We start from the raw sequence: 25,372 nt of genomic DNA on the forward strand, positions 1-25,372 counted from the left end.
TCAGACCGCCTTGACCGCGGCTTCGGAGGCGGACGGCGGCCGCCACCGCAGCAACCTGCCTTCCAGCGTGCTGATCCCCCACTCGGCCAGCAGCGCGACGACGGTGATGATCAGCATGCCGGCGTACACGCCCGCGGTGTCGAACGTGCCCTGCGCGTTGGCGATCAGGAAGCCCATACCGGCCTTCGCGCCGGTGTACTCACCGACCACCGCGCCGATCAGCGCGAAGCCGAACGCCACGTGCAGCGAAGACAGGATCCACGACGTCGCGCTGGGCAGCACGATCGACTTCAGCACCTGGCCGCGGGTCGCGCCGAGGATGCGGGCGTTGTCGATCAGGTTGCGGTCCACCTCGCGAGCGCCGGTGAAGGCGTTGAAGAACACCGCGAAGAACACGAGCACGACGACGGTCGCGACCTTCGACGAGAGCCCGAGCCCGAACCAGATGACGAACAGCGCGGCGAGCACGATGCGCGGCAACGCGTTGGCGGCCTTGATGAACGGCGCCAGCACCTGCGCGAGGTAGGCGCTGCGGCCGAGGATCACGCCGAACACGACACCGGCGATGGCGCCGATGACGAACCCGATCGCCGCCTCCTCGACGGTCACCAGGATCTGGTACCAGATCGAGCCGAAGTCGGTGCCGGCGCTGAACCACTCGACCAGCCGTTCCCAGATCTTCGACGGCTTCGAGTAGAAGAACGGGTCGATCCAGTACGTGGCGGTCAGCTCCCAGCTGCCCAGCCACACGACGACGATCGCCAGGCGCAGCAGCCAGATGTTGCGCTTGCGGCGCGCGGTGGCCTGCTTCGCGCGGGCCAGGATGTCCTGCTCGGTCTCGAGCACGGGGAGGGGTGCGGCCGGGGCCGCCGGGGTCTCAAGCGACATTGCTCGCTCCCTTCTCACGGGCCTTGTCGACCTCGCTGCGCAGTGATTCCCAGATGTCGGCGTAGAGCTTCCGGAAGTCCTCGGTCAGCCGCAGCTCCTCCACCTTCCGCGGCCGCTCGAGCGGGATCTCGAAGACGTCCTTCACGGTGGCCGGCGACGTCGTCAGCACGACCACCTTGTCCGCCAGCGCGATGGCCTCGTCGAGGTCGTGCGTCACGAAGATCACCGCGGCCCCCGAACCGGACCACAGCCGCAGCAGCTCGTCCTGCATCAGCGCCCGCGTCTGGACGTCGAGCGCCGAGAACGGCTCGTCCATCAGCAGGATCTTCGGCTTGGTGACGAGCGTCTGGGCCAGCGCGACGCGCTTGCGCATGCCGCCGGAGAGCTGGTGCGGGTAGTACTTCTCGAACCCGGCGAGCCCGACCCTGGCGATCCAGTCGACGGCCTGCGCGCGGGCCTCGGCCTTCGGCACCCCGCGGAACCGCGGGCCGGAGGCGACGTTCTCCAGCACCGACCGCCACGGCATCACGGCGTCGGTCTGGAACATGTAGCCGACCCCGTCCGGGATCGACTTCACGTCCTCGCCGTTCACCCGCACCCGGCCGGCCGACGGCGGCTGCAGGCCGGAGACCAGCGAGAGCGTCGTCGACTTGCCGCAGCCGGTCGGGCCGACGACCGCGACGAACTCGCCGGGCTGGACGGTCATGGTCAGATCGCGGACGGCCGTGTGCACGGAACCGGACCCGCTCGGGAACCGTTTGGTGGCTCCGGTGAGTTCGATCAGTGGGGTAACCATGGCGGGGGTGACTCCTTCGTCACGTGGTGGGGCTCACGTTGGGAAGGGACGTTAAGTACGGGTGGCGCCCAGGTGAAGCTTGTCGACGTTCTCCGCGCGAGCTGCGCGTTCTGAATGTTTTGCTCATTTAGCGCACTGCCGTGACCTGGGGGTATGGTCCCGGCCATGCCAAAGTGGGCGCTCTTCCCGCGGATGCGGTTCAGCAGGCAGGTGCTGCTGCTGCAGATCGGCGTGGTCCTCCTCGTCGTCGGGATCGGCGTCGCGCTGGTCAGCGTGCTCCTGTCGCGGACGCTCACCGAGCAGTACGGGCAGCGGGCCCTCGCGATCGCGAAGTCGGTGGCCGCGGACCCGGTGGTCGTCGCGAACGCCGCGGCCAAGATCCCCGGCGGCGCACTGGAGGAGCGGGCGCTGGCGGTCAACGCGGCCAACGACGCCCTCTTCGTGGTGATCACCGACGACAAGGGCATCCGGCTCGCGCACCCCACGCCGAGCGAGATCGGCAAGCCCGTCAGCACCCCGCCGGACCGGGCGCTCGGCGGGGAGGACGAGGTCAGCGCGGTGCAGAGCGGCACGCTCGGGCTGTCCGTCCGCAGCAAGACCCCGATCTGGACGCCGGATCACCGGCGGGTGGTCGGCGAGGTGAGCGTCGGCTTCGACGTGGCCGACCCGACCGGCGCGTTCAACCGCCTGCTGACCATCACCCTGTTGTTCGCCGGGGGCGCGCTGCTGCTCGGCGCGGGCGCGTCGGCACTGCTGAACCGGCGGCTGCGGCGCGTCACCCACGGCCTCGAACCCCACGAACTCACCGAGTTGCTCTACGAACGCGAAGCCGTGCTGCACGGGATCGGGGAAGGCGTGCTCGCCGTCGACGAGGCGAACCGCGTCTCGGTGCGCAACGACGAAGCCGAACGCCTGCTCGGCACCGAGCTCCCGATCGGCGCGGCGATGGCCGAACTGCCGCTTTCGCCGCGGGTCCACAAGGCCGTCGAAGAGGGCCGCCCGGTCGACAACCTCCTCGCCGTGGCCGGGAACCGGGTCCTGGTCATCAATTCCCGCGCGGTCCGGCTGGACGACCGGCCGATCGGCACCGTGCTCACCTTCCGCGACCGCACCGACCTCGACACCCTCACCCGCGAGCTCGACGGCATCCGCGCGCTGTCCGACGGCCTTCGTGCCCAGCGGCACGAGTTCGCCAACCGGCTGCACACGCTCTACGGCCTGCTCCAGCTCGGCCACCACACCGAAGCCGTCGAGTACCTGCAGACGCTGACGGACTCGTCGTCGGCGCGGCCGAGCGAGCTGGGCGACGCGGTCGCCGACCCGTACCTGCAGGCGCTGCTCGTCGCGAAAACCGAGCAGGCGCAGGAAAAGGGCCTCACGCTCAAGCTCGCCGAGGACACCTGGGTGCCCACGACCGTGACCGACCCGATCGCCGCGAACACGGTGATCGGCAACCTCGTCGACAACGCCCTGCACGCCGCCCGGATGGGCCCGCGGCGGCCGGCGACCGTCGAGATCAGCCTGCTCGCCGAGGGCGGCACGCTACACGTGTCCGTTGTGGACAGTGGGCCGGGTGTTCCGGCGGACCTGCGGCGGACGTTGTTCGACGAAGGCGTCTCGACGAAGATCGCGCCCGGCCACGGCCTGGGCCTGGCGCTCGCCCGGCAGGCCGCCCGCGCCCGCGGCGGTGACGTCTGGCTGGCCGACCCCGGCGAAGGCGAGACGGGCGCCCTGTTCGTCGCCAAGCTGCCCGGAATGCTGACGGAGGACGGATGATCCGCACGCTGATCGTCGACGACGACTTCCGGGTCGCCGGGGTGCACGCCGGGTTCGTCGAGGAGGTCGAGGGCTTCGCGGTGGTCGGCACGGCGCACACCGCCGCCGAGGCGCGCGCCCGAGTCCGCGAGCTCGCGCCCGACCTGATCCTGCTCGACGTCTACCTGCCCGACGAGTCCGGTCTCGCGGTGCTCCCGGAGCTGCAGACGGACACGATCGTGCTGTCCGCGGCGACCGACAGCGCGTCGGTGGCCGCGGCGATCCGGGCCGGCGCGCTGAACTACCTGATCAAGCCGTTCACCACCCGCCAGCTCGCGGAACGGCTGACGTCGTACGCGCGCTTCCGCGGCCTGCTCGCCGAGGACCGGGCGCTGGCCCAGGACGACGTCGACCGCGCGTACCGGGTGCTGCACGACCAGGACCGCACGAGCGCGCCGAAGGGCCAGTCGACCGCGACCTCTCGGCTCGTCTCGGAGCAGCTGCGGCGGGCCGGGCGGCCGCTGTCGGCCGCGGAGGTCGCGGGCGAGCTGGGCATGGCGCGGGCGACGGCGCAGCGCTACCTCACCGCGCTGGCCGAGTCGGGCACGGTCCAGATGCGCCTGCGCTACGGCGCCACGGGCCGCCCCGAGCACGAATACCGCTGGTCAGGGGCCTGAGTCAGCGCCCGTAGTGCTGCATCATGCTCTCGGCGACGTCGACCCACGCCTGGATCGGGTTGGCGGTCGACGGTGTGGCCGACGACGGCAGGTCGACCCGCGCCTCGCTGTCCTCACTCGGCGCCGGCTTCTTCGGCTGCGGCTTGGCCAGCGCTTGCGCCTGCTTCGGCACCGGCTTCGCGGGCACCGGCACGTACACGGTCTTCGGCGCGGGCGTGACGACGACCGGCGCCTGCGGAACCGGCGGCGGTTCCGGCGCGGGTGCCGCGGCCACCGCCGGGCGCGAGTCGAGCTGGGCGACGTCGCGTTCCGGCTCCGGGGTGAACAGCCCGCCGGTGAAGAGGCCGCCGCCCAGCCAGCCGGCCGCGACGAGCAGCACCGCGGCCCCGCCGCCGAGCCACGTGCGGGCGCGGCGCCGGATCACCACCGACTTCTCGCGCAGGTCCTGGTCGCACACCGGCGGCCGGGTGAAGATCGGCGTCTCCGCCCGGGCCGCTTCGTCGTCGGTGCGACGGCGCCGGGGCAGGCTCGCCGCGACGATGCCGGTGCGATCCAGCAACTCCACCGCGGTGCGGTCGCTGGACTTGCGGGTCGCACTGCGCGGTGCGGTGCGAAGCATCGGGGACCTCCGGAACGGGGCTGGGGGACCCCACGCATTCTGGACCATTTCGGACGGTGCTGTCCGAAACGCAACTCCATTGAGTGACACGACGGCGGGAAACTGCAGGGCGTGACGGCCGCCGTGAAACCGATTCGGCTTTCCTACGGCTTGAGCCCGAGCCGCGCGAGCGCCGCCAGCGGCCGCTGGTAGGCCGAGCCGAGCACGCGCGGAATGGCGTCGATGACGTAGGCGTCCGGTCCGATGAGGATCCGCGCCGACTTCCGCTCGATCCCGCGCAGGATCGTCTGCGCCGCCTTCTCCGGTGTGGTGCGGGCGATCCGCTCGAAGCCCTGCGCCGCCTTCTCCTGGTCCTCGGCCCCGCTGCGGGAGTTGCGCACGATGTTCGTCTTGATCCCGCCCGGGTGCACGCAGCTCACCGCGACCGGGTGCCGCGCGATCAGCATTTCTTCGCGCAGTGCTTCGGTGAATCCGCGAACCGCGAACTTCGCCGCGTTGTAGGCGCTCTGCGTCGGCACGCCGACGAAGCCGAAGACGCTGGAAATGTTGACCACGTGCCCGTCGCCGGAGGCGATCAGGTGCGGCAGGAACGCCTTCGTGCCGTTCACCACCCCGCCGAGGTTGATGCCCATCAGCCAGTCGTAGTCCTCGAACGACATTTCCTCGACGGTCGCGCCGAGCGCCACGCCCGCGTTGTTCACGACGACGTTGACCGCGCCGAACTCGTCGGCCACGTCTTCGGCGTGCGCGAGGACGGCACTGCGGTCGGCGACGTCCAAGGTGTACGCGCGGGCGTTGTCGCCGGCGAGCTTGGCCGTCTCCTCCGCGTTCGCGGTGACGACGTCGGAGAGCGCGACGCGGGCGCCGCGGCGGGCGAACTCGCACGCGAGCGCCCGGCCGATGCCCGAGCCCGCTCCGGTGACCACCACGACCTTGTCCGCGAACTGCTTCATCGGCCCTCCCGACCGTCCGGTGTTACTACCGAGTAGGGAATCGTAGCGGCTGTGAGCTTGCTGTGGGTGTGCTCATTGTGTCGGTGCGTCGCCCTATGGTGGTCTCGTCGACAGCACCGCAACCAGGGAGGCGATGATCGTGCGGCGGCCGGCCGTCCTGCTCACCCTCGCCGCGATCGTGCTGCTCGGCGCCGCTTTCGTCGTGGTCGTCGCGGCCCGGCCGGCACAGCTCGCGGACGCGACGACACCGGAAACGGCCACCGTCGAGGCGGCCCCGGTGGCCAGCCTGCCCGCGGTGTCGAGCCCGGCGGTCGGGGCGCTGTTCGCCGAGGGCGGGCACTACTGCACGGCCAGCGTGGTGCACAGCGAGCGCGGCGACGTGCTGCTGACCGCGGCCCACTGCATCCACAACGGCGAGGGCGGCGGCTACCTCACCGGCGTCACGTTCGCGCCGGGCTACCACGACGGGATCGCCCCCTTCGGCTACTGGACGGTGTCGGACGAGCTGGTCGCGCCGGGCTGGACGGCGTCGTCGGACCCGGACCTGGACGTGGGTTTCGCCACCGCGCACCAGGCGGGCACGACGAAGACCCTGGAGAGCCTGGTCGGCGCGAACCTGCTGGCGACCGGCACGTCGTTCGAGCAGCAGATCACGCTCACCGGCTACCCGGACGACTCCGAGGTGCCTGCGGTCTGCCAGAACACCACGAGCAGGCAGGACACGTTCCAGTTGCGCGTGGACTGCGCGGGTTTCCCGACCGGCACCAGCGGCGGCCCGTGGATCGCCGGCCAGAACCCGCAAACCCGGCTGGGCACGGTGATCGGCGTGATCGGCGGCTTCGAGCTCGGAGGCGACGACGCGGACACGAGTTACTCGAGCTACTTCGACACCGACGTACTGGCGCTCTACCGCCAGACAACGGCCCGCACCTGAGGCGGCATGATGCGGGCATGAGCGAGCCCGTCGACGTACCCATCACCGGAGAGCCGATCCGGCTGGGCCAGTTCCTCAAGCTGGCCGGCCTGGCCGAGGACGGCGCCCACGCCAAGGACCTGATCGAGGCGGAGGAGGTCAAGGTAAACGGAGAGGTGGAGACCCGCCGAGGCCGCCAGCTGACCGACGGCGACATAGTGGCGGTGGGCCCCGACCAAGGCAAGGTAGTCCTGGTCAGCTGACCGCTGGTCAGCAAGCTCAGGCGATCTGAGCAGCCCCCGATTTCCACGCTACCGGAGAGCACCGACAAAACCGCCGCCCGAAGGACCGACAAACCGCCAGCCGAACCCACGCGCGAACCGCCAGCCAAACGAACGGCACCAACCGGCAGCCGAACGACCATCGAAAACCGCCGCCCGGCAACGCAAGGCAACCAACGACGTCACCAGACCTCCCCGCCCCTCATCCCAGCGTCCCTTCAGCCGCCGGTCGGGTTTGTCAAGGCACGCTTTCCCGCCTTGACAAACCCGACCGGCGGCTGAGAATCCCAACGGAGGGGCGGGGGAGGTCGGACCCGCCCAAGCCACGGCAGAGCCAACCCACGGAAGCAGCAAAACGGCAGACCTACCCCACACTGGTCAAAGCAGGCAACCCAAGCGAACCAGCAAGAGCATCAAGCTCCCGCCGAACCGGCCCAGCCAACGGCACCCCAAGAGCCCGGCACTGCTCAAGGTGCTGAGCCTCCCGCCACCCCGGATACCGAATCGGCGCACCCCCATCCCACCCGAGCATGCTCCCGAACAACGCACTGGCCGCACGGTAAAACCCGTCGGCACTCCGAAGCGTGGTAGGCGCAATCGCCAACACGAGCAGGCCGGTGTCATGTTCATGGTCGGCAACCCCGGACAGCACCCCGGCAAGCACCTCGACCAGCAACGTCAACCCGGCCGCATCCGAACCAGGCCGGTCCATGTCGAAGACGAACTCGGGGTAGGCCCCGCCAGGCGCCGCCATCCCGAGCGGGTTCACCGGCTGGCCGGGCTCCCCACCGGCAGCCAGCACCAGCCCGATCATCGCGTGCGGCAGGGCCCGCGCGGCGTGGTGACCGGCCCGGCCGAACGGCCCGACCCCGCGCAGCGACACGAGCCCGACGCCGAACCGGCCGGCCCGCGTGACCGCCCTGTCCATCGCGTCGCCGACGGCCCACAGCCCGGGCCCGCGGCGGTAGTCGATCAGCGCGGCGGCCCCGCGGTCGGCGATCATCAGCGGCTCGGCGTGCGGCACGACGAGCCCGTTCTTCAGCAGCGGCAGGTGCACGCGGGTCAGGTCGGCGACCCCGGTCTCCGGCGAGCCGGTGAGGTCGCCGTGGCAGAGCGCTTCGGCGGCCATCCTGGCGCGTGGTTCGGGGAGACCGTGCGCGGCGAAGACGTGGGCCACGAGGGTGACCAGTTCGTCGGCCCGCACGCGGGGCCAGGCCTGTTCCGGGATCGGGGTTTCCGGGACCTCTTCTTCGAGGGTGCCGGGTTCGGGGCGGGCGGAGCGGAACGGGCGCGGTCTGAGGGGCACTTCCCCGACCTTGCCCAGCGGCGCTCCGGCCGTCAACGACGGCGGCGCGGGCCTACCCGACCGTGTGATCGAAAGCTCCCGAGCGACGTACCCTGGGCGGCATGTGCCGAAACATCACCACCCTGCGGGGGCTGCAGCCGGCCGCGACGGGCGAGGAGATCGAGGCCGCGGCCCGCCAGTACGTCCGCAAGGTCACCGGCGTGCAGTCGCTCTCGCCCGCGACCCGCGAACCCTTCGAGGCCGCGGTCGCCGAGATCACCGCGATCACGGCGAGGTTGCTGGAGCAGCTGCCCGAGCGCCGCCAGCCGCCCGCGACCGTGCCGCCGCTGCGCCGGCCCGAGGTGCAGGCGCGGATCGCCGCGAAGGCGTTGCGACAGCCCTGAATCAGCTCGCCGGCTGCGCGTAACCGCGTTCGCCGGTGTGGTCGACGCCGTCGTCGTCCGACACGCTGTAGAGCCGGATCTCGGTGCCGTCGGGGTCGTTGAAGCGGACCATCCAGCCGGTGGTGGCCTCGAACAGCGGCGGGTGCTCGACGCCGAGCTCGTCCAGCCGGGCGATCCACGCCTCGGCGGCCGCGCGGTCGGCGATCGAGAAGCAGACCGGGTCGAACCCGGCGAGCCCCGCGGCGGCCGTTTCCTGCACCCGCAACGCCACCGGCACGCCGTCGATGCCGCCTGCCACCCCGCGGACGACCCCGTCGGCGTCGGGGAATTCGTGGGTGACCTCGAGCCCGAGCACGCGCTCGTACCACTCGCGGCTGCGCGCCAGGTCGCGCACGGGGAACTTGACGTGGTGGAAGCCTTCGATCTTCGCGGTCATCGCCGCCCCTCTCGCTGCGCCGACCAGGAGGGTAGTCCGCGGCGCCCCGAAACTGTCGTACCTCGTCGATAGGCTGCCCGTATGGGCGGACAAGCATTGGTTTTGGGTGGCGGCGGGGTCGCCGGGATCGCGTGGACGACGGGGCTGCTGGCGGGGCTGGCCGAGCACGGCCAGGACCTGACGGGCGCGGACCTGTTCGTCGGGACGTCGGCGGGCTCGGTGGTGGCCGCGCAGGTGGCGAGCGGCCACCCGCTGGAGGACCTGTACGCGCGCCAGGTCGATCCGGCGCGCCAGACGGCGGAGATCCCGGCCGACATCGACTTCGAGAAGTTCGCCGCCGAGTTCGGCGGCGCGGTCACCGGCGCGACCGACCCGGCGGAGGTCCGGCGGGCCGTCGGGAAGCTGGCCCTGACGGCCGAAACGGTGCCGGAAGCGGATCGCCGCGCGGTGATCGAGGCGCGCCTGCCGGTGCACGAGTGGCCGTCGCGGCGCCTGGTGATCGTGGCGGTGGAGGCGGAAACCGGCGAACCCCGCCGGTTCGACAGCGAGTCCGGCGTCCCGCTGGTCGACGCGGTGGCGGCGAGCTGCGCGGTCCCGGGCGTCTGGCCGGCGGTGACGATCAACGGCCACCGCTACGTCGACGGCGGCGTCCGCTCGGCCGAGAACGCCGACTACGCGGCGGGCTACCAGCGCGTGACGGTGGTCGCGCCGCTGGGCGTGGACGCGCCCCTGCCGATGGAGAAGCCGCTGCTGGAGGTGCTGGAGGACCTGCGCCGGGCGGGCGCGGAGGTCACGCTGATCACGCCGGACGAGGCATCGCAGGCCGCGGTCGGCGAGAACCCGCTGGACCCGGCCACCCGCACACCGGCCGCCGAAGCGGGCCGCGCGCAGGGCGCCGCGCTCACGCTGAACTGGACCTGACCGGCAACCCGGCGATCCCGGAACGCAGCCGGGCTTCGCGGGCGGCCCGGCCGCCGGTTCGGCAGGCCGTGGAGAACGCCGTCACCGGGCGCGCTCGGGGCATCCGGGCGCCCCGGATGCCACCCGCGTCTTCACGCCGGAGGCGCGGGCCCCGGGTCGCCTTGGGTCGTCGGCTACCCTCGTGGAGCGAGGTAGCGTGTCCGAGCGGCCGAAGGAACATGTCTTGAAAACATGCGAGGGGGCAACCTCTCCGTGGGTTCGAATCCCACCGCTACCGCTCTGATCCGCAGGACCCGGGCGCCCGCCGCGCCCGGGTTCAGCTTTCCGGCTCCAGCAGGTGGGCCTGCACGCGCTCGAACGCCGCGGCGATCGTCGCCTGCTCCTCGGGGCTCAACAGGTCGATGAGGTGCTCCCGCACGCCGTCGACGTGCGTCGGCGCGGCCTTCTCCAGCAGCACCAGGCCGTCGTCGGTCAGCTCGGTGATCACGCCGCGCTTGTCCTCGGGGTCACGCGCCCGCCGGACCAGGTTCGCCTCCTCGAGCTTGGCGATCTGGTGCGAAAGCCGACTCTTCGTCGAGCCCATCATGAACGCCAGCTCCGACATCCGCATCCGGCGGTCGGGCTGCATCTGCAGGCAGACGAGCACCTCGTAGTCGACCAGTGACACCTCGTGCGCCTCGGTCAGCTCGCGGTGCAGCCGCTGCCGGAGCAGGAGGGTCGAGACGACGTAGGAGCGCCACGCCGCCATCTCGGCATCGTTCAACCACCGCACAGCACGCTCCTCGGTCATAAGGCAGCGTAGAACGTTGATCAAGGGAACGCGCGCTCCGAGTCCGATCCGTCGGCCGGTGAAAATCCGGTCGCAACATCGCCCGAAGGTGGGGTTACGAAAAGGTTGAGACTCGGCGGGGAAAGGCGCATTCTGCTTGTGGCGGAAGGTCGGCCAGGGTAGACGGCGCGGCGACGGCGGCGTGCCGGCCCGGCTCCCCGCCGGGAGAGGTCAGGTGGTTGTGTGGCGGGTGATTCTCGCGGTTGACCGCCAGCTGCGTCCCCGCGACCGGAACGGACTTCTACCGGGCCGATCGCGATTGTGAACAGCTACTGAGCGGGCTTCCATGCGCATCACGCATACGGCGTCGGTCGGGCCTGGCTCCGGTCACGGCCTCGGAAGCCGTGACGACAGCGCCTGAACGCCGGCCCCGGAAGCGGCCAACCGCTCGACCAAAGACATACCTCGGTACGAGCCTGGGTGCGCCGTCAGCGCGACGGTCGCGCCCAGGCTCGTTAACATTTGCGGGGTGAGATTCGACGACGACGCCGGCCTGGACGCCTCCGAGGTCCAGGACCTGCGCGGAAGCGGTGGAGGCGGCGGGATCGGCGGCCGCGTGGCGCTCGGCGGCGGTGGGCTCGGGATCGTCGGCGTGATCATCTACTTCGTGCTCTCCCAGCTGGGCGGGGTGAGCACGGGCGGCAGCGGCAGCGGCCTGAGCGGCGGGCTCGGTGGCGTCGGGTCCGGCCAGGCGGTCGACAACTCGAAGCTCGCCAGCGAGTGCCGGACCGGCGCGGACGCGAACAAGAACCACGACTGCGCGATCGTCGCGGTCGTCAACTCCGTCCAGGACTACTGGACGCAGCAGTTCGCCCGCTCCGGTTCGACCTACCGGAAGGCGCCGACGAACTTCTTCAACGGCGGCGTGCGCACCGGCTGCGGCAGCGCGACCTCCGACACCGGCCCGTTCTACTGCCCGGCCGACTCCGAGGTCTACATCGATCTGTCCTTCTTCGACGAGCTGAAGACCCGCTTCGGCGCCCAGGGCGGGCTCTTCACCGAGGCGTACGTGCTGGCCCACGAGTACGGCCACCACGTGCAGAACCTGCTCGGCACGTCCCGCAAGGGCACCGGCACCGGCCCGACGTCCGGTTCGGTGCGCCTGGAGCTGCAGGCCGACTGCTACGCCGGCGTCTGGGCCAACCACGCCTCGACGACGCCGACCGAGAGCGGCAAGCCGCTGATCACCGACGTCACCCAGGACGACATCAACTCCGCATTGGACACCGCGTCCCGCATCGGCGACGACTACATCCAGGAGAACCTCGGCGGCGGCCAGGTCGACCGCTCGAAGTTCACCCACGGCACGTCCGCGCAGCGCAAGAAGTGGTTCACCACCGGCTTCCAGACCGGCGAGCCCGCCCGCTGCGACACCTTCGGCACCAACAACCTGGGCTAGGCAAGCACGACGAAGGGGCCGCCCCGCTCGCCGGGACGGCCCCTTCGGTCTGTCGTCAGGCAGTCAGTGCGTGCGGGTCACCCGCGACGGCGCGGGCGGAGAAGTTCCGCTGCGCCTTGCGCTCGACGGCCTTCTGCTTGGCCGCCTTGGCCTTGCCCGGCTGGACGCCGTTGATGCTCTCCGTGCTCGTCGCGTAGACGCCGAGGGCCCATGCGACGCCGTCGGCGTTGCGGTCCAGCGCGACCCGGTCGATGTTGCCCAGGTTGTCGCAGGCCTGGTGGTAGCACGGGTCGAACGCGATGCCGGCCGTGCCGCCCCACTTCGCCGCCTGCGCCGGGGTCTTCAGCACCTCGGCACCGGTGTCGAGCCCGCCCGCCGGGATGCCGACGGCGATGAACTCGCCGTAGTCCGACCGCCCGGTGAAGTCGGTGCCCTCGACGGACACCCCGCGCGCGGTCTTCATGAAGTCGACGAAGGTCTTCTCGATCTGCGCCGAGCCGTACGGGCCGGCGCCCGCGCCGACGCCGTCGGAGTTGTCGCCGTCGTAGGCGAAGTAGCCGGCGTTCGGCGAGCCGATCATGTCGAAGTTCAGGTACAGCGCGATGTCGAGCTGCTGCTCGAAGGTCAGCTGGTCGACGTAGTAGGTCGAGCCGATCAGGCCGAACTCCTCCGCGCTCCAGAAGCCGAAGCGGACGCCGTTGTTGACCTTCGGGCTGCTCCCCAGCTGCAGCGCCGTCTCGAGCAGGGTCGCCGAGCCGGAGCCGTTGTCGTTGATGCCCGGGCCCGCCGGGACGCTGTCGAGGTGCGACCCCAGCATCACGACGTTGTCCTTGCGGCCGGTCTTGGTCTCGGCGATGACGTTGTAGCTGGTCCGCGCCTCCTGGAAGGCCCGCAGCTCCAGGGTCACGTTCTGCCCGCCGAGCGTGGCCAGCTGCGCCCCCGCGGCCGCCGTCACGCCCCCGGTCGGGATCGCCGCGTTCTCCGGGCCCCCGAGCGTCCCGTTGAGCGCGCCGTCGGTGTTGTTGTAGACGATGGCGCCGACCGCCCCCGCGGCCGCGGCCGTCTGCTGCTTCTGCGCGAACGAGCAGCCGCCGCGCTTGATCAGCGCGATCTTGCCCGCGACGTCCGCGGTGTAGTCGGTGGCCTCGCAGCCACTGGTGTCGTCCACGGCGACCACGGCGAGCGGCGCGGTGATGCCGCCGACCGGCGTCGACTTCGTGTACTCCATGGCGATGACCGGGACGCTCTGGCCACCCGCGGTCAGCTTCTCGGCCAGGGTCTCGGAGTAGGTGAAGGGGAACTCCTGGCGGGTGACCTGGAAGCCGGCCGCCTCGAGCTTGGTGGCGATGTACTCGGCCGACTTCTTGTGGCCGTCGGTGCTCGCCGCCCGGGTCCCGCCGTTCGTGTCGGCGATCCGCTGGAGGGCGATCAGGTGCCGGTTGACGCCGTTGACGTCGATCTTCTTGACGAGCTGCTTCGCCAGGGCAGGACCGTCGGGGAGGGTGTCCGCGGCGGCGGCCGGGGTCAGGCCGAGCACCAGCGTGGCCCCGGCGGCCAGCGCCACCGGTGGGAGGAACTTCGATCTGAAGAGTGACATGGTTGCTCACCTTTGTTCCCTATGCGAAGTCCGTCAATGCGCCTTTCGGCGGGACATTTCCCGGCGGTATACGGTCGACGCATGTACGCGATCACCATCCGTGAACCAGGTGACCCGGACGTTCTCGAGTGGGCGGAGGTCGCGGATCCGCGGCCCGGCCCCGGCGAGGTGCTGCTGGAGGTCGCGGCGAGCGCGGTGAACCGCGCGGACCTGCTGCAACGCCAGGGCCACTACCCGCCGCCACCCGGAGCGAGCGAAACCCTCGGCCTCGAATGCTCCGGCACGATCGCCGAACTCGGCGAAGGCGTCGAAGGCTGGGCGGTCGGCGACGAGGTCTGCGCGCTGCTCTCCGGCGGCGGCTACGCGGAGAAGGCCGTCGTGCCCGCCGGGCAGCTGCTGCCGGTGCCGGGCGAGGTCGACCTGCTCACCGCGGCCGCGCTGCCCGAGGTGGCCTGCACGGTGTGGGCGAACGTCGTGATGCACGCCAACCTCACCGAGGGCGAGGTGCTGCTGGTCCACGGCGGCGCCGGCGGCATCGGCACGCACGCCATCCAGGTCGGCAAGGCGCTCGGCGCCACCGTCGCCGTCACCGCGGGCTCGCCGGACCGGCTCGAAAGCTGCCGCCAGCTCGGCGCCGACATCACCATCAACTACAAGACGGCCGACTTCGTCGAGGTGCTCCGCGAGGAGACCGGCGGCGCGGACGTCATCCTCGACAACATGGGCGCGTCCTACCTGGGCCGCAACGTCGACGCGCTGAAGCAGGACGGCCGCCTGGTGATCATCGGCATGCAGGGCGGGGTCAAGGGCGAGCTGAACGTCGGCGCGCTGCTCGGCAAGCGCGCATCGGTGTTCGCCGCGGGCCTGCGCTTCCGCCCGCTGGACCAGAAGGCGGCGATCGTGGCCGACGTCCGCGAGCGGCTGTGGCCGCTGGTCGCCGAGGGTCTGGTCAAGCCGATCGTCGGCCAGGTGGTGCCGATGGCCGAGGCCTCGACCGCGCACCGCGTCCTCGAAGAAGGCAGCGTCTTCGGCAAGGTCCTGCTGGCAGCGAAGTCTTAGCGCAGCTCGTCGAGGACGCGCACGAGCTGGTTGATCTCGAAGACGTTGGAGTAGTGGGCGAGCCCGATCCGCACGGCGCCGCCCACTTCTCCGACGCCGAGTGAGGCGAAGACGCCGCTCGTGCCGTCGTCGGCGAAGGCGCACAATCCCTGCGTCGCCAGGTACTCGGCGACTTCGGGCGCCTTCTTGCCGGCGACGGCGAAGGCGAGCGCGGGGATGCGGCGCATGGCGTTGCCGATGACCATGATGTGCCGCAGCGACAGCAGTTCCGTGGACAGCTGCGCGAGCAGCCCGGCGTGGTAGGACTTCGCCGAGCCGAGCGAAGTGACCAGCCGCTCGCGGCGCGAGCCGGTGGCGGCGTCGTCGAGGCCGGACAGGTAGTCGATCGAGGCGATCAGCCCGGCCAGCAGCGGGTAGGCGTGCGGGCCGAGCTCCAGCCGGGCGGCGCCGCGGGCCATCGGGTCGAGCGAGGCCGACGGGATGCGTTCGATCAGCTCCGGGTCGCGGAAGACCAGCGCGCCCACCGACGGGCCGCCCCACGCCTGCGCGGAGACGACCATGACGTCGGCGCCGAGCGCGTTGATGTCGAGCGGCAGGAAGGGCGCGGCGTAGGTCGCGTCGACGACGACGAGCGCGCCGACCCGCTTGGCGAACTCGATGATGGTCGGCACGTCCGGCCGGGTGCCGACGGAACCGGACGCGAGCGTGACGGCGACGGCCTTGGTGCGCGCGGACACGAGCTGCTCGTACTGCCACGCGGGCAGCTCGCAGGTCTCGATGTCGATTTCGCCCCACCGCACGACCGCGCCCACGCGCTTCGCGGCCCGCTGCCACGGCGCGAGGTTGGCCTGCTCGTCGAGCCGGGACACGACGACTTCGTCGCCGATGGTCCACCGCTCGGCGAGCGCGTCGACGAGCCGGCGCAGCATGACGGGCGCACTCGGCCCGAGCACGACGGCAGCCGGGTCGGCCCCGACCAGGTCGGCCACGGCCCGGCGGGCCGCGGTCACGATGCTTTCCGCGCGTTGTGAGGCCGGAAACGCTCCGCCCGGCCCGGACACCGGGGCTCGCATCGCCGTGGAAACGGCCGAAGCGACCTGTTCCGGGACCAGCATTCCGGCGGCGCCGTCGAAGTGAATCCAGCCGTCACCCAGCGCGGGAAAGAGCCCACGGATACGAGCGACGTCGAACGCCATGGGGACACCGTACGGACGTGCGGTTTCGCCGTGCGTCCGGGGTTGGGTGGAGAGCCACCGGGAACCCCGTTTACGGCTACGCTCGGAGACGGACACCCCCTGGGTGTCGCGGAGCGTGTCGAAGGCAAGCCAGGATGGAGCACATGACCGAGCCGAACTTCACAGCGGGTGACCCGGGCCAGGAATCTTCACCCCACGTGGTGGTCGTCGGACCGGACGGCACCCCGGTGGGCACCACCCCCGCGGACGCCGACCACCCGGAGTCGGTGGGCGACCTCGTCGAGGAGCCGGCGAAGGTGATGCGCATCGGAACGATGATCAAGCAGCTCCTGGAGGAGGTCAGGGCGGCCCCGCTCGACGACGCGTCCCGCACGCGGGTCCGCGAGATCCACCAGACGTCGATCCGCGAGCTGGAAAAGGCACTGGCGCCGGAGCTGCAGGACGAGCTGGAGAGGCTGGTCCGCCCGTTCACGAACGATTCGACGCCGTCCGACGCGGAGCTCCGGATCGCCCAGGCCCAGCTGGTGGGCTGGCTGGAGGGGCTGTTCAGCGGTATCCAGACGGCACTGTTTGCCCAGCAGATGGCGGCCCGGGTCCAGCTGGAGCAGATGCGCCGCGGCCTCCCGGCAGGCCCTTCGGGGGCGGCTGGGCTCGGTCACGGCCATGAGCACGGGCCGGGGATCTCGGGGACCGGGCAGTACCTCTGAGGGTGGTTGTCCACAGACCGGAGGGCCTGTGGACAACCTCTGTGGACAACTCGCTTTCGGCGAGGTTTGTCCGGGGGCGGCGATAGACTGGACTTGGGCACGCCCCCCAGGGAAGGGCGGGGGAGTCTGCGGGGGCCGTCCTGGGCGGGATGCAAAGCCGGGTCGCCGTCAGCGGTGCCGGGAACGGGCCCTGGGGTGCCCTCCAACCGCGCTTAACGGCCACCGCACACACACGACGGGCCCGAAAGCCAGGCTCAGCCGGCCACCTGGCGCCGTGCCGCCAAGTCCTCCTCCAAGCGCGCCAGCCGCTCTTCGTACTTCGACACCGCAGCCAGGCGAGCTCGGATCCGGGCGTGCTCGGCGCGGACCTCTTCGACCTCGTCCGGGGCGTACTCGAGCCGCTCGGCGAGGCGGGCCACCGAGCCCGGCCGTTCGAACGCGGCGATGCGGGCCTCCAGGGCGGCCAGGTGCGGGGCCAGCCGGCGCTGCTCGTCGTAGAGCCACTTCACGTGGCCGTCGAGTTCTTTCGTGGCCTGCTCGACGTCACGGCGCAGGTCGGCGATGTGCGTGTGCAGCCGGTCGAGTTCGGGCTGGATCCGGTCGGTGGCGATCTGCTCGATGCGCGGCCGCAGCCGTGCCATCACCGGTCGCCAGGCCAGGCCGGCGAGCGCCTTGGCCCGGGGAACCACCACTCCGCGAATGTCACTCACTGTATGATCTCGATCCTTCCGGAGTCACGCCAAGTGCTCAGCAGCTTCGATTCCGCGTGCAGCCGGTGCTCCGCCGTCACCCCGACCTTGCTGCCCCAGGCGTGCTCGAAATCGGTCTGGTCCGGCCGCTCGATGATCGACACCCCGGTGAGGCGCACCAGCGCCTCCGGGAAGAGCTGACGGCACAGGTACGTCACCAGGGTGCCGGTCGTGGCCCAGACGTGCTCATCGGCCGAAAGCCCCAGCAGTTTCGACAGCGGCAGCACGAACTGCCGGTTCGAAATCGGCACGAACCCGAGGTCGGCGGGCCACCAGTCGGGCAGGGTCTCGGGTTCCCAGAACAGGCGGCCCGGCTCGGCGAGCAGGTAGAGGCGGGACGTGTAATCGGCGAACGTGTACGGCGAGACCATGACCCCGCGGTGGATCACGACGACGTCGGTGCGGCGGCCGTATGCCGGCTCTGCGTCCGGCTCGTCCAGCGCGAACGTCGTCATGCGGAAGACCAGGTCGCTGCCGTCGATCAGCGCGGCACGCTCGGCGCTGGGCGCCATCGGCGCGTTCCCGACCACCGCGATCGACTCGACCCGCTGACCGCGGGCGTAGGCGGTGAGGAGGTCGCGGAGCATGCTACCGGTGTCGCCTTCGTCGAGTTGCCCTGACGCTTCGCCCACGAGCTGAGTTCGACTCATCGCTCCCCCAAGGCATCGGTGTCCGGGGCCGCCGACGAGGGGCAGCCGAGCAGACGGACAATAGCCGACAGACCACTGTCGTGACCCGGAAGGGGTGTCTGTGACCGCGCTGGCCGTCGTCCCGGCGAGGGGTGGCTCGATCGGGCTGCCGGGCAAGAACCTGGCGCTCTTCCGGGGCCGTCCGCTGGTCGCTCACACCGTGTACACGGCCCTGTCGGCCGGGATCGCCGACGTCGTCGTCACCACCGACGACGCTGACATCGCCGCCGCTGCCCAGGCCGAAGGGGCCCGGACCGTCGCGCGGCCCGCGCACCTCGCCGAGGCGACCAGCCGAACGCTGCCCGCGGTCACGCACGCGATCGACACGCTCGGTGTCCCCGACTCGACGCTCGTCCTGCTGCTGCAGCCCACTTCGCCGCTGCGGACGGCCGAAGACATCGCCGAGTGCCTCGATATCCACGCGGACCGGCCCACCGGCTCGGTCGTGCAGATGTGCCGGTCGGCCGACCACCACCCGCTGAAAGTCTGCCTGGAGACGCCGGACGGCGGGATCGCCCCGGTGCGGGACTGGGCCGACCTCGAAGCACCCCGGCAGACGCTGCCCGTCGTGCTGCGGCCGACCGGTGGCATCTACCTCGTCCGAGCCGGCGACCTCCGGCGGCACGAGCGCTTCTTCATCCCCGAGGTGCGGCCCCAGTTCGTGCCGGTCGAGCGGGCGATCGACATCGACTCCGCCGCCGACCTCCTGCTGGCCGAGCAGCACACGGCCGGCTAGCGGTCCACGAACGCCTTGTAGAGCGAAGGCCGCCAGATCTCCTCGCCCTCGAGCAGGTCGATGATCCGGCGGTGCGCGCCCGGCTCGCCGAACTCGGTGTGCGGCTCGCACCGGCCCATCGCGCGGGCCTTCCCGATCCCGGCCGCGACGGCTTCCGCGGTCGGTTCGACCGACAGCACGCTGGGTGCCATGGCCCGGTTGCGCTGCCGGGTGCCGACGGTCACCGACGGGGTGCCCAGCACGGGCGCCTCCCGCACGCCGGCGCTCGAGTTGCCCAGCACGACGGCCGCGTTCTTCATCAAGGTGATGAAGTATTCGAACCGCATCGACGGCAGGCGGACGAACCGCGGGCCGTCGAGCCGGTCGAGTTCGCTCCGGATCTCGCGGCAGCCTTCGTCGTTGTTCGGGTCGATGACCACCCAGTTGCCCTCGGCGAGCACGGCGTCGACCACGGCCGCCGCGTTGCGCCGGTTCAGGTCGCGCTCGGTCGTCACCGGGTGCAGCGCGAGCAGGCCGTAGTCGGTGAACGGGATCTCGTAGTGGCGCCGGACCTCATCGAGGTCGGGCAGCCGTTCCGACGTCAGGACGTCGACCTCGGGGCTGCCGACGACGAAGATCCGGTCCTCCTCCTCGCCGAGCTGCAGCAGCCGGCGCCGAGCGGTCTCGTTGGCGACCAGGTGCACGTGGGCGTGCTTCGACAGCGAGTGCCGGATCACGTCGTCGATCGTGCCGCTGACCTCGCCGCCCTCGATGTGCACGACCCGCACGTTCGCCAGCGAGCCGACGATCGCGCCGGCGAGGGCCTCCACCCGGTCGCCGTGCACGACGATCGCGTCCGGCTGCTCCTCGTGCACCAGCCGGGCCAGCGCCTGCACGGTGTTGGCCAGCACGAGCGCCATCGGCTCGTCCTCGATCTGGTTCGGGATCAGGTGCAGCCGCTGCAGCCCGGCCAGCTCGATCTCTCGCACGGTGTAGCCGTAGCTGCGCAGCATGTGCATGCCGGTGACGACGATGCGGGCCGACAGCACCGAGCTGTGCTGCACGGCGAGCATGACGTCCCGCAGCTTCCCGAAGTCGGCGCGGGTCCCGGTGAGGAACAGGACCTCACGCCGCCCGGTCTCAGCCAAGGTCCGCCCAGCTCACCTGCGTGTTCGCCGGCAGCGCCCTGGTGACCGCCCGGCCGAGCAGGGTCTCGTAGTCCTTCGCCTTGATCTCGCCGGTGCCCGGCCGCTTGACCCAGATGTTGTCCGTGGTCAGGGTCTCCCCTTCGGCGACGTCCTTGGTGGTGACGACGCAGGCGTACGCGAAGTCGATCGTCGGCTGCTCTTCGGCCAGGATCTGCTTCGACCCGCCGCGGGAGGCGTGGATCAGCCGCGAACCCTCGACCAGCTGCTTGAACTCCGCCGGCGTCGACGAGACCGGGATGTCCGGGCCCGGCCAGCTCATGTCCGAGGTGAAGTGCCGCTCGAGCACCGAAGCACCCAGCGCGACCGCCCCGAGGCACGGGTAGATCGTGGTGGTGTGGTCGGAAAGTCCGAGTTCGGCGTCCGGGAACGCGGCGTGCAACTCCGCGATCGCGCCGAGCCGCACCTGCTCCGGCGGCGTCGGGTACAGCGACGTGCAGTGCAGCAGCGCGAACCCGACCCCCGCGGCCCGCAGGATCTCGACGGCCGGGGTGATGGACGCGATGTCGTTCATCCCGGTGGAGAGGATCACCGGCTTGCCGAACGATGCGACGTGCCGGATCAGTGGGTAGTTGTTGCACTCGCCCGAGCCGATCTTGAAGCCCTCGACCCCGAGCTCGGCCAGCCGGTCCGCGGCCGCGCGGGAGAACGGTGTCGAGAGGAAGACGAGCCCGCGCTCCTCGGCGTGCGCCTTGATCTCGCGCTCGTCCTCGGCGGTGAGCGCGACGCGGTTCATCATGTCCCAGATCGGCTCGTCGGCGTTGCCGGGCACGACGTCGTTCGGGATCATCTCGTCGTCGACCACGTGGGTCTGGATCTTGACGACCTGGACGCCGGCGTCGGCGGCGTCGTCGACCATCTTGTGCGCCTTCTTGGGGTCGCCCTCGTGGTTGATCCCGATCTCGGCGATCACGAGAGGCGGGTGGTCGGCACCGACCGGGTGCTCGCCGAGCATGAACATGGAGACCTCCGGGTCGCTGCGTGGCTGCGGTCCGTCCCCGACCCTATCCCGTTGGCCGCCGGGCCTGGTCCCGGCCGACGCCACTGCCCTATCAAGGGCGCCGCACAACCCATCGGTACCCTCGTCCACGTGCATGCCACCAGCACGGTTCAGGCCGCGAACTCCTCAGTAGCGACACCGGCGCCGCCGGTGTCGGACAGCAAGACGTTCTCGCGGGCCTTCGCCGACATCAAGGCCGGTTTCCGCGCCCGCGAGCTGTGGGGTCACCTCGGCTGGCAGGACATCAAGCAGCGCTATCGGCGCTCGGTGATCGGGCCCTTCTGGATCACCATCAGCCAGGCCGTCATCGCGCTCGGGCTCGGGCTGCTGTACTCGCAGCTGTTCAACTCGCCGATCCAGGTGTTCCTGCCCTACCTGTCCACCGGGTTCATCCTGTGGGGCTTCATCAGCGGCTGCCTGGCCGAGGGCATGGAGACGTTCATCGCGAACGAGGGGCTCATCAAGCAGCTCCCGGCGCCGCTGAGCGTGTACATGCTGCGCACGGTGTGGCGCCAGACGCTGCTGCTGGCCCACAACCTGATCGTCTACGTCGTCGTCCTGGTCATCTTCTTCAGCGCGCTCGACAACCCGTACTCGCTGGGTTCGAAGGACGGGCTGTGCCACGACGGCCTCTTCTGCCACCCGGGCCTCAGCTGGAACATCCTGCTGGCCATCCCCGGCTTCGTGCTGCTCGCGCTCAACGCGGGCTGGGTGACGCTGCTGCTGGGCATCATCTCGACCCGCTTCCGCGACATCCCGCAGGTGATCAACTCGCTGATCCAGCTGCTGTTCTACGGCACGCCGATCGTCTGGCCGGTCGACCAGCTGATGAACGGCGGGACGCGCGAAGGCATCTCCTGGGTGCTGCCGATCATCCAGGCGAACCCGCTGTACCACTTCATGCAGGTGGTCCGGGCACCGCTGATCGGCCAGTCGTTCACGCCGGGAAACTGGATCGTGGTCGGCTGCATCACCGTCGTCGGCTGGGCGCTCGCGCTCGTCGCGATGCGCAATTACCGTGCCCGCGTCTCCTACTGGGTGTGACACATGGTCAGCATTGACGTCCAGAACGCCTACGTCGACTTCCCGATCTTCGACGCGAAGACCCGGTCGATGAAGAAGAAGGTCCTCGGCAAGGTCGGCGGCAAGATCGGCACCGACACCAAGGTGCCGATCATCGAAGCCCTGCACGACGTGACCCTGAACCTCCGCGAGGGCGACCGGGTCGGCCTGGTCGGTCACAACGGCGCGGGCAAGTCCACGCTGCTGCGCCTGCTCGCCGGGATCTACGAGCCGACCCGCGGGTCCTCGCGGATCCACGGCAAGATCGCGCCGGTCTTCGACCTCGGCGTCGGCATGGACCCGGAGATCTCCGGCCAGGAGAACATCATCATCCGCGGACTGTTCCTCGGCATGACCGCCAAGGAGATGGAGAAGCGGGTCGACGACATCGCGGAGTTCACCGAGCTCGGCGACTACCTCCAGATGCCGCTGCGGACGTACTCGACGGGTATGCGCGTGCGGCTGGCGCTGGGCGTCGTCACCTCGATCGACCCCGAGATCCTCATCCTCGACGAGGGCATCGGCGCGGTCGACGCGGCGTTCCTCAACAAGGCGCGCGACCGGCTCAAGGACCTCGTCAAGCGCTCCGGCATCCTCGTGTTCGCCAGCCACTCCGACGAGTTCCTGTTCGAGCTGTGCGACTCCGCCCTGTGGATGGACGAAGGCCACGTGAAGCAACGCGGCTCGCTGCGGGACGTCCTCACGTCGTACAAGGGGCGTGACCCCTTCGAGAACATGAGCCAGGAGACCCTGGACCGCTTCGGCATCGAGCCGGTGGCGACGACGAACGGCGGGGAATGATGGCGAGCGAGATCCGGCAGCTGCCCGACGGCGCGGTCGTCGGCGTGGTCGTCACGCGGCACCGGCGCGAGCTGCTCGCGGACTCGCTCAAGGTCATCGCGACCCAGACCCGGCCGGTCGACCACCTGGTCGTCGTGGACAACGGGCCGGACGACTCCGCGCGCGAGGTCGTCGAGAACTACCCGCTGCCGTACACGTACCTGCCGTCGCACCGGAACCTCGGTGGCGCCGGCGGGTTCGCGCTGGGCATGCTGCACGCGCTGTCGCTGGGCGCGGACTGGATCTGGCTGGCCGACGACGACGGCCGCCCGGCGGACGAGAACGTCCTCGCGATCCTGCTGGAGGAAGCGGAAAAGCGGAACCTGGCGGAGATTTCGCCGGTGGTGTCGAACATCGAGGCGCCGGACCAGCTGGCGTTCCCGCTGCGCCGCGGCCTGACGTGGAAGCGGTCGCAGTCCGAGCTGGGCACGGACTTCCTGCCGGGCATCGCGTCCCTGATGAACGGCGCGTTGTTCCGCGCGTCCACTTTGGACGTCGTCGGCGTGCCGGACCTGCGCCTGTTCTTCCGCGGCGACGAGGTCGAGCTGCACCGGCGGCTGGCCCGCTCGGGGCTGCCGTTCGGCACGTCGCTGAAGACGAAGTACCTGCACCCGGACGGCTCGGACGAGTTCAAGCCGATGCTGGGCGGCAAGTTCCACGCGCAGGACCCGGAGAACGAGGTCAAGCGGTACTACACGTACCGCAACCGCGGATACCTGCTGTCGCAGCCGGGCATGCGGAAGATCGGCGCGCTGGAGATCGTCCGGTTCGGGCTGTACTTCGTGGGCGTGAAGCGGGATCCGAAGGCGTTCCTGCAGTGGCTGAAACTGGTGCGGCAGGGCCGCGCCGAGAAGTTCTACCGATACTGAGAAGGGGCCCCCGGCGGGGGCCCTTCTTCGTGCTATTCGCCGATGACCGGCGGCGCGGTGCGCATGTCGGTGCCGAAGACCTCGTCGGGGTCACCTTCGACCAGGTAGGTCGGCCGCGAGTGTTCGGTGTCCTCGTCGCCTTCGCCCTTCTGGCCGCGGCCGAGGCCACCGCCGGGGCTCATCCCGCCACGACCGGCCGCACCGGCCCCGAGGCCGCCCATACCGCGGCCGGCGGCCGCCTCGGCTGCACCGATCCCGCCCGGCCGGGCCGCCCCGGACGCGGCGCCCGCACCGGTCGCGTTGCCTGCCGCGCCGGAGCCGCCGGGGCCGAACCCGCCGCTGCGGCCACCGCCCCCGCCGCCGACCTTGGAGTTGTAGGCCTCGTCGCCGCCGAAGTTCATCCCGCCCATCGGCATCGGGCTCATCGGAGGCATCCCGGTGAACTGCTGGTTCGAGTTCTGCGACGACGCGACCGGGACCGAGCTGGGCGTGAAGCCGGACGGCGTGGTGGTGCCGGCCGGGACGAACCCGGACCCGGTGGTCGACCCGGGGCCGGAGACGGTGTGCCCGGCAGGCCCGCCGAGCGACCCGGGGGTGTTGCCGGGCACGAAGCCCTGGGCCGTGCCGCCCGGCGTGTTGACCGAGTGCGAGCCCGGCGTGTTCACGCTGGAGGGGTTGTTGATGCCGTTCTTCTCGCCGGTGCCATCGGTGCCATCGCTGCCCCCACCGGTGCTGAAACTGGGCGGCGGCGCGAAGGCGGGCTGCTTGGAGGCGGCCTCGTAGAGGTTCTTGTCGTAGGTCGCCATGACACTGGCGGCCTCGTCGTGCGCGGCCTGGCTGTCCTTCTGCTTCTGGATTGACTTGTCGACGTTGTCGGGCAGGTTGAAGGGGTTCGAGGTGGCCCAGCCCTTGAACTCTTCGGTCCAGCTGAAGGGGATGGGGGCAGGCATGGAGTTCTTCGCCGTGGAGGCGGCCTGGCTCTGCTGGTAGATCGTCTCGGAGGCGAGCTTCGCGTTCTGGGAGTTGGCGTCGGACCACTTGCTCAGGCTGGTGAAGTACTGCTGCGCGTTCTCGGCCGCGCTGCCTTCCCAGCTGCCCTTGGACGCGTTGACGGCGGTGGTCATCGACTGCGCGAACTTGTCGAAGACCTGGTGCACGTCGTGGTAGGCGGTCGAGACCTGGGCCACCTGGTCGACGTCCAGGTTGCTCTGGAGGAACGCCTGCAGCTGGGCGTGGTCGTTGCCCCTGTAGTCGGCGTTCGGTGCATGCAGGCCCTCGACGTATTCGACGTCCCGGCCCTTGGTGGCGTCCTTGACGTTCTCGGCGCCCACCTGCTGCGACCGGTCCTTCGCCTGGGCCCGCGCCATGTAGTCCTGGACCCACCCGAACAGCCAGTTGTCCGGGTCGACGCCCTCTTCGGCCTTCCGCTGCAGGTAGGCGTCCCGATCGGCGGGCGCCATGTCCTGGACTTCCTGCGGCGACTTGTCCGGCGTCTTGGGCGGCGGCGGGCTCTGACGCGTGCTCATCT

At 70.7% G+C, this 25,372-nt stretch carries 27 protein-coding genes and 1 tRNA gene; 14 read left to right on the forward strand and 14 right to left on the reverse strand.

Features of this window, described 5'->3' with window-relative positions:
- Together HUT10_RS26145 and HUT10_RS26150 are read right to left on the reverse strand one after the other, a co-directional pair.
- On the reverse strand, positions 1 to 888 hold the full coding sequence (locus tag HUT10_RS26145) for an ABC transporter permease (protein WP_176173622.1): 888 nt from the start codon (positions 886 to 888) through the stop codon (positions 1 to 3).
- Positions 878 to 1,684 carry an ABC transporter ATP-binding protein gene (locus tag HUT10_RS26150; protein WP_176173623.1) on the reverse strand — a complete coding sequence of 269 codons (807 nt, stop codon included), beginning with the start codon at positions 1,682 to 1,684 and terminating at the stop codon, positions 878 to 880. The genes HUT10_RS26145 and HUT10_RS26150 overlap by 11 nt, the downstream gene beginning before the upstream one ends.
- Before the next feature lie 192 nt (positions 1,685 to 1,876).
- Between HUT10_RS26150 and HUT10_RS26155 the strand changes: the two genes are divergently transcribed.
- Together HUT10_RS26155 and HUT10_RS26160 are read left to right on the forward strand one after the other, a co-directional pair.
- The gene (locus HUT10_RS26155; protein WP_176178009.1) at positions 1,877 to 3,460 is read left to right on the forward strand and encodes a sensor histidine kinase; all 1,584 of its coding nucleotides are present in this window, start codon (positions 1,877 to 1,879) and stop codon (positions 3,458 to 3,460) included.
- Positions 3,457 to 4,116, forward strand: a complete 660-nt coding sequence (locus HUT10_RS26160) for a response regulator (protein ID WP_176173624.1) — start codon at positions 3,457 to 3,459, stop codon at positions 4,114 to 4,116. Before HUT10_RS26155 ends, HUT10_RS26160 begins: the two co-directional genes overlap by 4 nt.
- 1 nt (position 4,117) lies before the next feature.
- Here HUT10_RS26160 and HUT10_RS26165 read toward each other — a convergent pair whose 3' ends face one another.
- On the reverse strand, positions 4,118 to 4,735 hold the full coding sequence (locus HUT10_RS26165; protein WP_176173625.1) for a hypothetical protein: 618 nt from the start codon (positions 4,733 to 4,735) through the stop codon (positions 4,118 to 4,120).
- A 143-nt stretch (positions 4,736 to 4,878) separates the two neighbouring features.
- Positions 4,879 to 5,688 carry an SDR family oxidoreductase gene (locus HUT10_RS26170; protein ID WP_176173626.1) on the reverse strand — a complete coding sequence of 270 codons (810 nt, stop codon included), beginning with the start codon at positions 5,686 to 5,688 and terminating at the stop codon, positions 4,879 to 4,881.
- A 133-nt stretch (positions 5,689 to 5,821) separates the two neighbouring features.
- Here HUT10_RS26170 and HUT10_RS26175 point away from each other — a divergent pair, with 133 nt between their 5' ends.
- Both HUT10_RS26175 and HUT10_RS26180 read left to right on the forward strand, forming a co-directional pair.
- Positions 5,822 to 6,622: a serine protease gene (locus HUT10_RS26175; protein WP_176173627.1), complete on the forward strand. Its 801-nt coding sequence runs from the start codon at positions 5,822 to 5,824 to the stop codon at positions 6,620 to 6,622.
- Between the two features lie 17 nt (positions 6,623 to 6,639).
- Entirely contained in the window at positions 6,640 to 6,864 is a 225-nt protein-coding gene (locus HUT10_RS26180) for an RNA-binding S4 domain-containing protein (protein WP_176173628.1), read from the forward strand.
- A 382-nt stretch (positions 6,865 to 7,246) separates the two neighbouring features.
- Here the strand turns inward: HUT10_RS26180 and HUT10_RS26185 are convergent, their stop codons facing one another.
- Positions 7,247 to 8,188 carry an Ldh family oxidoreductase gene (locus HUT10_RS26185; protein WP_176173629.1) on the reverse strand — a complete coding sequence of 314 codons (942 nt, stop codon included), beginning with the start codon at positions 8,186 to 8,188 and terminating at the stop codon, positions 7,247 to 7,249.
- A gap of 101 nt (positions 8,189 to 8,289) precedes the next feature.
- On the opposite strand from HUT10_RS26185, the gene HUT10_RS26190 reads away from it, so the two are divergent.
- Positions 8,290 to 8,571: a DUF2277 domain-containing protein gene (locus HUT10_RS26190; protein ID WP_176173630.1), complete on the forward strand. Its 282-nt coding sequence runs from the start codon at positions 8,290 to 8,292 to the stop codon at positions 8,569 to 8,571.
- A gap of 1 nt (position 8,572) precedes the next feature.
- Here the strand turns inward: HUT10_RS26190 and HUT10_RS26195 are convergent, their stop codons facing one another.
- On the reverse strand, positions 8,573 to 9,007 hold the full coding sequence (locus HUT10_RS26195) for a VOC family protein (RefSeq protein WP_176173631.1): 435 nt from the start codon (positions 9,005 to 9,007) through the stop codon (positions 8,573 to 8,575).
- A gap of 81 nt (positions 9,008 to 9,088) precedes the next feature.
- Between HUT10_RS26195 and HUT10_RS26200 the strand changes: the two genes are divergently transcribed.
- Both HUT10_RS26200 and HUT10_RS26205 read left to right on the forward strand, forming a co-directional pair.
- Positions 9,089 to 9,928 (forward strand): patatin-like phospholipase family protein, encoded by an 840-nt coding sequence (locus tag HUT10_RS26200; RefSeq protein WP_176173632.1) that lies wholly within the window; start codon positions 9,089 to 9,091, stop codon positions 9,926 to 9,928.
- Positions 9,929 to 10,118: 190 nt separating this feature from the next.
- Positions 10,119 to 10,205 (forward strand) — tRNA-Ser (locus HUT10_RS26205).
- A 39-nt stretch (positions 10,206 to 10,244) separates the two neighbouring features.
- Here the strand turns inward: HUT10_RS26205 and HUT10_RS26210 are convergent.
- Positions 10,245 to 10,700 carry a MarR family winged helix-turn-helix transcriptional regulator gene (locus HUT10_RS26210; protein ID WP_254897039.1) on the reverse strand — a complete coding sequence of 152 codons (456 nt, stop codon included), beginning with the start codon at positions 10,698 to 10,700 and terminating at the stop codon, positions 10,245 to 10,247.
- A gap of 526 nt (positions 10,701 to 11,226) precedes the next feature.
- On the opposite strand from HUT10_RS26210, the gene HUT10_RS26215 reads away from it, so the two are divergent.
- Complete coding sequence (locus HUT10_RS26215; RefSeq protein ID WP_176173634.1) at positions 11,227 to 12,156, forward strand: neutral zinc metallopeptidase; 930 nt, start codon at positions 11,227 to 11,229, stop codon at positions 12,154 to 12,156.
- Positions 12,157 to 12,211: 55 nt separating this feature from the next.
- Here the strand turns inward: HUT10_RS26215 and HUT10_RS26220 are convergent, their stop codons facing one another.
- Complete coding sequence (locus HUT10_RS26220) at positions 12,212 to 13,753, reverse strand: M28 family metallopeptidase (protein ID WP_176173635.1); 1,542 nt, start codon at positions 13,751 to 13,753, stop codon at positions 12,212 to 12,214.
- An 81-nt stretch (positions 13,754 to 13,834) separates the two neighbouring features.
- Here HUT10_RS26220 and HUT10_RS26225 point away from each other — a divergent pair, with 81 nt between their 5' ends.
- The gene (locus HUT10_RS26225; protein ID WP_176173636.1) at positions 13,835 to 14,812 is read left to right on the forward strand and encodes an NAD(P)H-quinone oxidoreductase; all 978 of its coding nucleotides are present in this window, start codon (positions 13,835 to 13,837) and stop codon (positions 14,810 to 14,812) included.
- On the opposite strand, the gene HUT10_RS26230 is transcribed toward HUT10_RS26225, so the two are convergent.
- Positions 14,809 to 16,008, reverse strand: coding sequence for a cysteine desulfurase-like protein (locus HUT10_RS26230; RefSeq protein ID WP_176173637.1), 1,200 nt, complete (start codon positions 16,006 to 16,008; stop codon positions 14,809 to 14,811). The genes HUT10_RS26225 and HUT10_RS26230 overlap by 4 nt on opposite strands.
- A gap of 134 nt (positions 16,009 to 16,142) precedes the next feature.
- On the opposite strand from HUT10_RS26230, the gene HUT10_RS26235 reads away from it, so the two are divergent.
- The gene (locus HUT10_RS26235; protein WP_176173638.1) at positions 16,143 to 16,715 is read left to right on the forward strand and encodes a bacterial proteasome activator family protein; all 573 of its coding nucleotides are present in this window, start codon (positions 16,143 to 16,145) and stop codon (positions 16,713 to 16,715) included.
- A 254-nt stretch (positions 16,716 to 16,969) separates the two neighbouring features.
- On the opposite strand, the gene HUT10_RS26240 is transcribed toward HUT10_RS26235, so the two are convergent.
- Both HUT10_RS26240 and HUT10_RS26245 read right to left on the reverse strand, forming a co-directional pair.
- Positions 16,970 to 17,407 (reverse strand): hypothetical protein, encoded by a 438-nt coding sequence (locus HUT10_RS26240; RefSeq protein ID WP_176173639.1) that lies wholly within the window; start codon positions 17,405 to 17,407, stop codon positions 16,970 to 16,972.
- 14 nt (positions 17,408 to 17,421) lie between these two features.
- Positions 17,422 to 18,051, reverse strand: a complete 630-nt coding sequence (locus HUT10_RS26245) for a hypothetical protein (protein WP_254897040.1) — start codon at positions 18,049 to 18,051, stop codon at positions 17,422 to 17,424.
- A gap of 163 nt (positions 18,052 to 18,214) precedes the next feature.
- Here HUT10_RS26245 and HUT10_RS26250 point away from each other — a divergent pair, with 163 nt between their 5' ends.
- Positions 18,215 to 18,889, forward strand: a complete 675-nt coding sequence (locus HUT10_RS26250; RefSeq protein WP_176173641.1) for an NTP transferase domain-containing protein — start codon at positions 18,215 to 18,217, stop codon at positions 18,887 to 18,889.
- Here the strand turns inward: HUT10_RS26250 and neuC are convergent.
- Positions 18,886 to 20,016 carry a UDP-N-acetylglucosamine 2-epimerase gene (neuC, locus tag HUT10_RS26255; RefSeq protein ID WP_176173642.1) on the reverse strand — a complete coding sequence of 377 codons (1,131 nt, stop codon included), beginning with the start codon at positions 20,014 to 20,016 and terminating at the stop codon, positions 18,886 to 18,888. The genes HUT10_RS26250 and neuC overlap by 4 nt on opposite strands.
- The gene (locus tag HUT10_RS26260) at positions 20,009 to 21,034 is read right to left on the reverse strand and encodes an N-acetylneuraminate synthase family protein (RefSeq protein ID WP_176173643.1); all 1,026 of its coding nucleotides are present in this window, start codon (positions 21,032 to 21,034) and stop codon (positions 20,009 to 20,011) included. The genes neuC and HUT10_RS26260 overlap by 8 nt, the downstream gene beginning before the upstream one ends.
- A 129-nt stretch (positions 21,035 to 21,163) precedes the next feature.
- Between HUT10_RS26260 and HUT10_RS26265 the strand changes: the two genes are divergently transcribed.
- From HUT10_RS26265 to HUT10_RS26275, 3 genes are read left to right on the forward strand one after another with little or no spacing between them, the layout of a single operon-like run.
- Positions 21,164 to 22,117 (forward strand): ABC transporter permease, encoded by a 954-nt coding sequence (locus tag HUT10_RS26265; protein WP_176173644.1) that lies wholly within the window; start codon positions 21,164 to 21,166, stop codon positions 22,115 to 22,117.
- 3 nt (positions 22,118 to 22,120) lie between these two features.
- Positions 22,121 to 22,936 carry an ABC transporter ATP-binding protein gene (locus HUT10_RS26270; protein ID WP_176173645.1) on the forward strand — a complete coding sequence of 272 codons (816 nt, stop codon included), beginning with the start codon at positions 22,121 to 22,123 and terminating at the stop codon, positions 22,934 to 22,936.
- Positions 22,936 to 23,844 carry a glycosyltransferase gene (locus HUT10_RS26275; RefSeq protein ID WP_176173646.1) on the forward strand — a complete coding sequence of 303 codons (909 nt, stop codon included), beginning with the start codon at positions 22,936 to 22,938 and terminating at the stop codon, positions 23,842 to 23,844. The genes HUT10_RS26270 and HUT10_RS26275 overlap by 1 nt, the downstream gene beginning before the upstream one ends.
- A gap of 32 nt (positions 23,845 to 23,876) precedes the next feature.
- On the opposite strand, the gene HUT10_RS26280 is transcribed toward HUT10_RS26275, so the two are convergent.
- Positions 23,877 to 25,370 (reverse strand): hypothetical protein, encoded by a 1,494-nt coding sequence (locus HUT10_RS26280; protein ID WP_176173647.1) that lies wholly within the window; start codon positions 25,368 to 25,370, stop codon positions 23,877 to 23,879.
- Positions 25,371 to 25,372 lie beyond the last annotated feature (2 nt).

The sequence above is a fragment of the Amycolatopsis sp. Hca4 genome (assembly GCF_013364075.1).
Taxonomy (GTDB): Bacteria; Actinomycetota; Actinomycetes; order Mycobacteriales; family Pseudonocardiaceae; genus Amycolatopsis.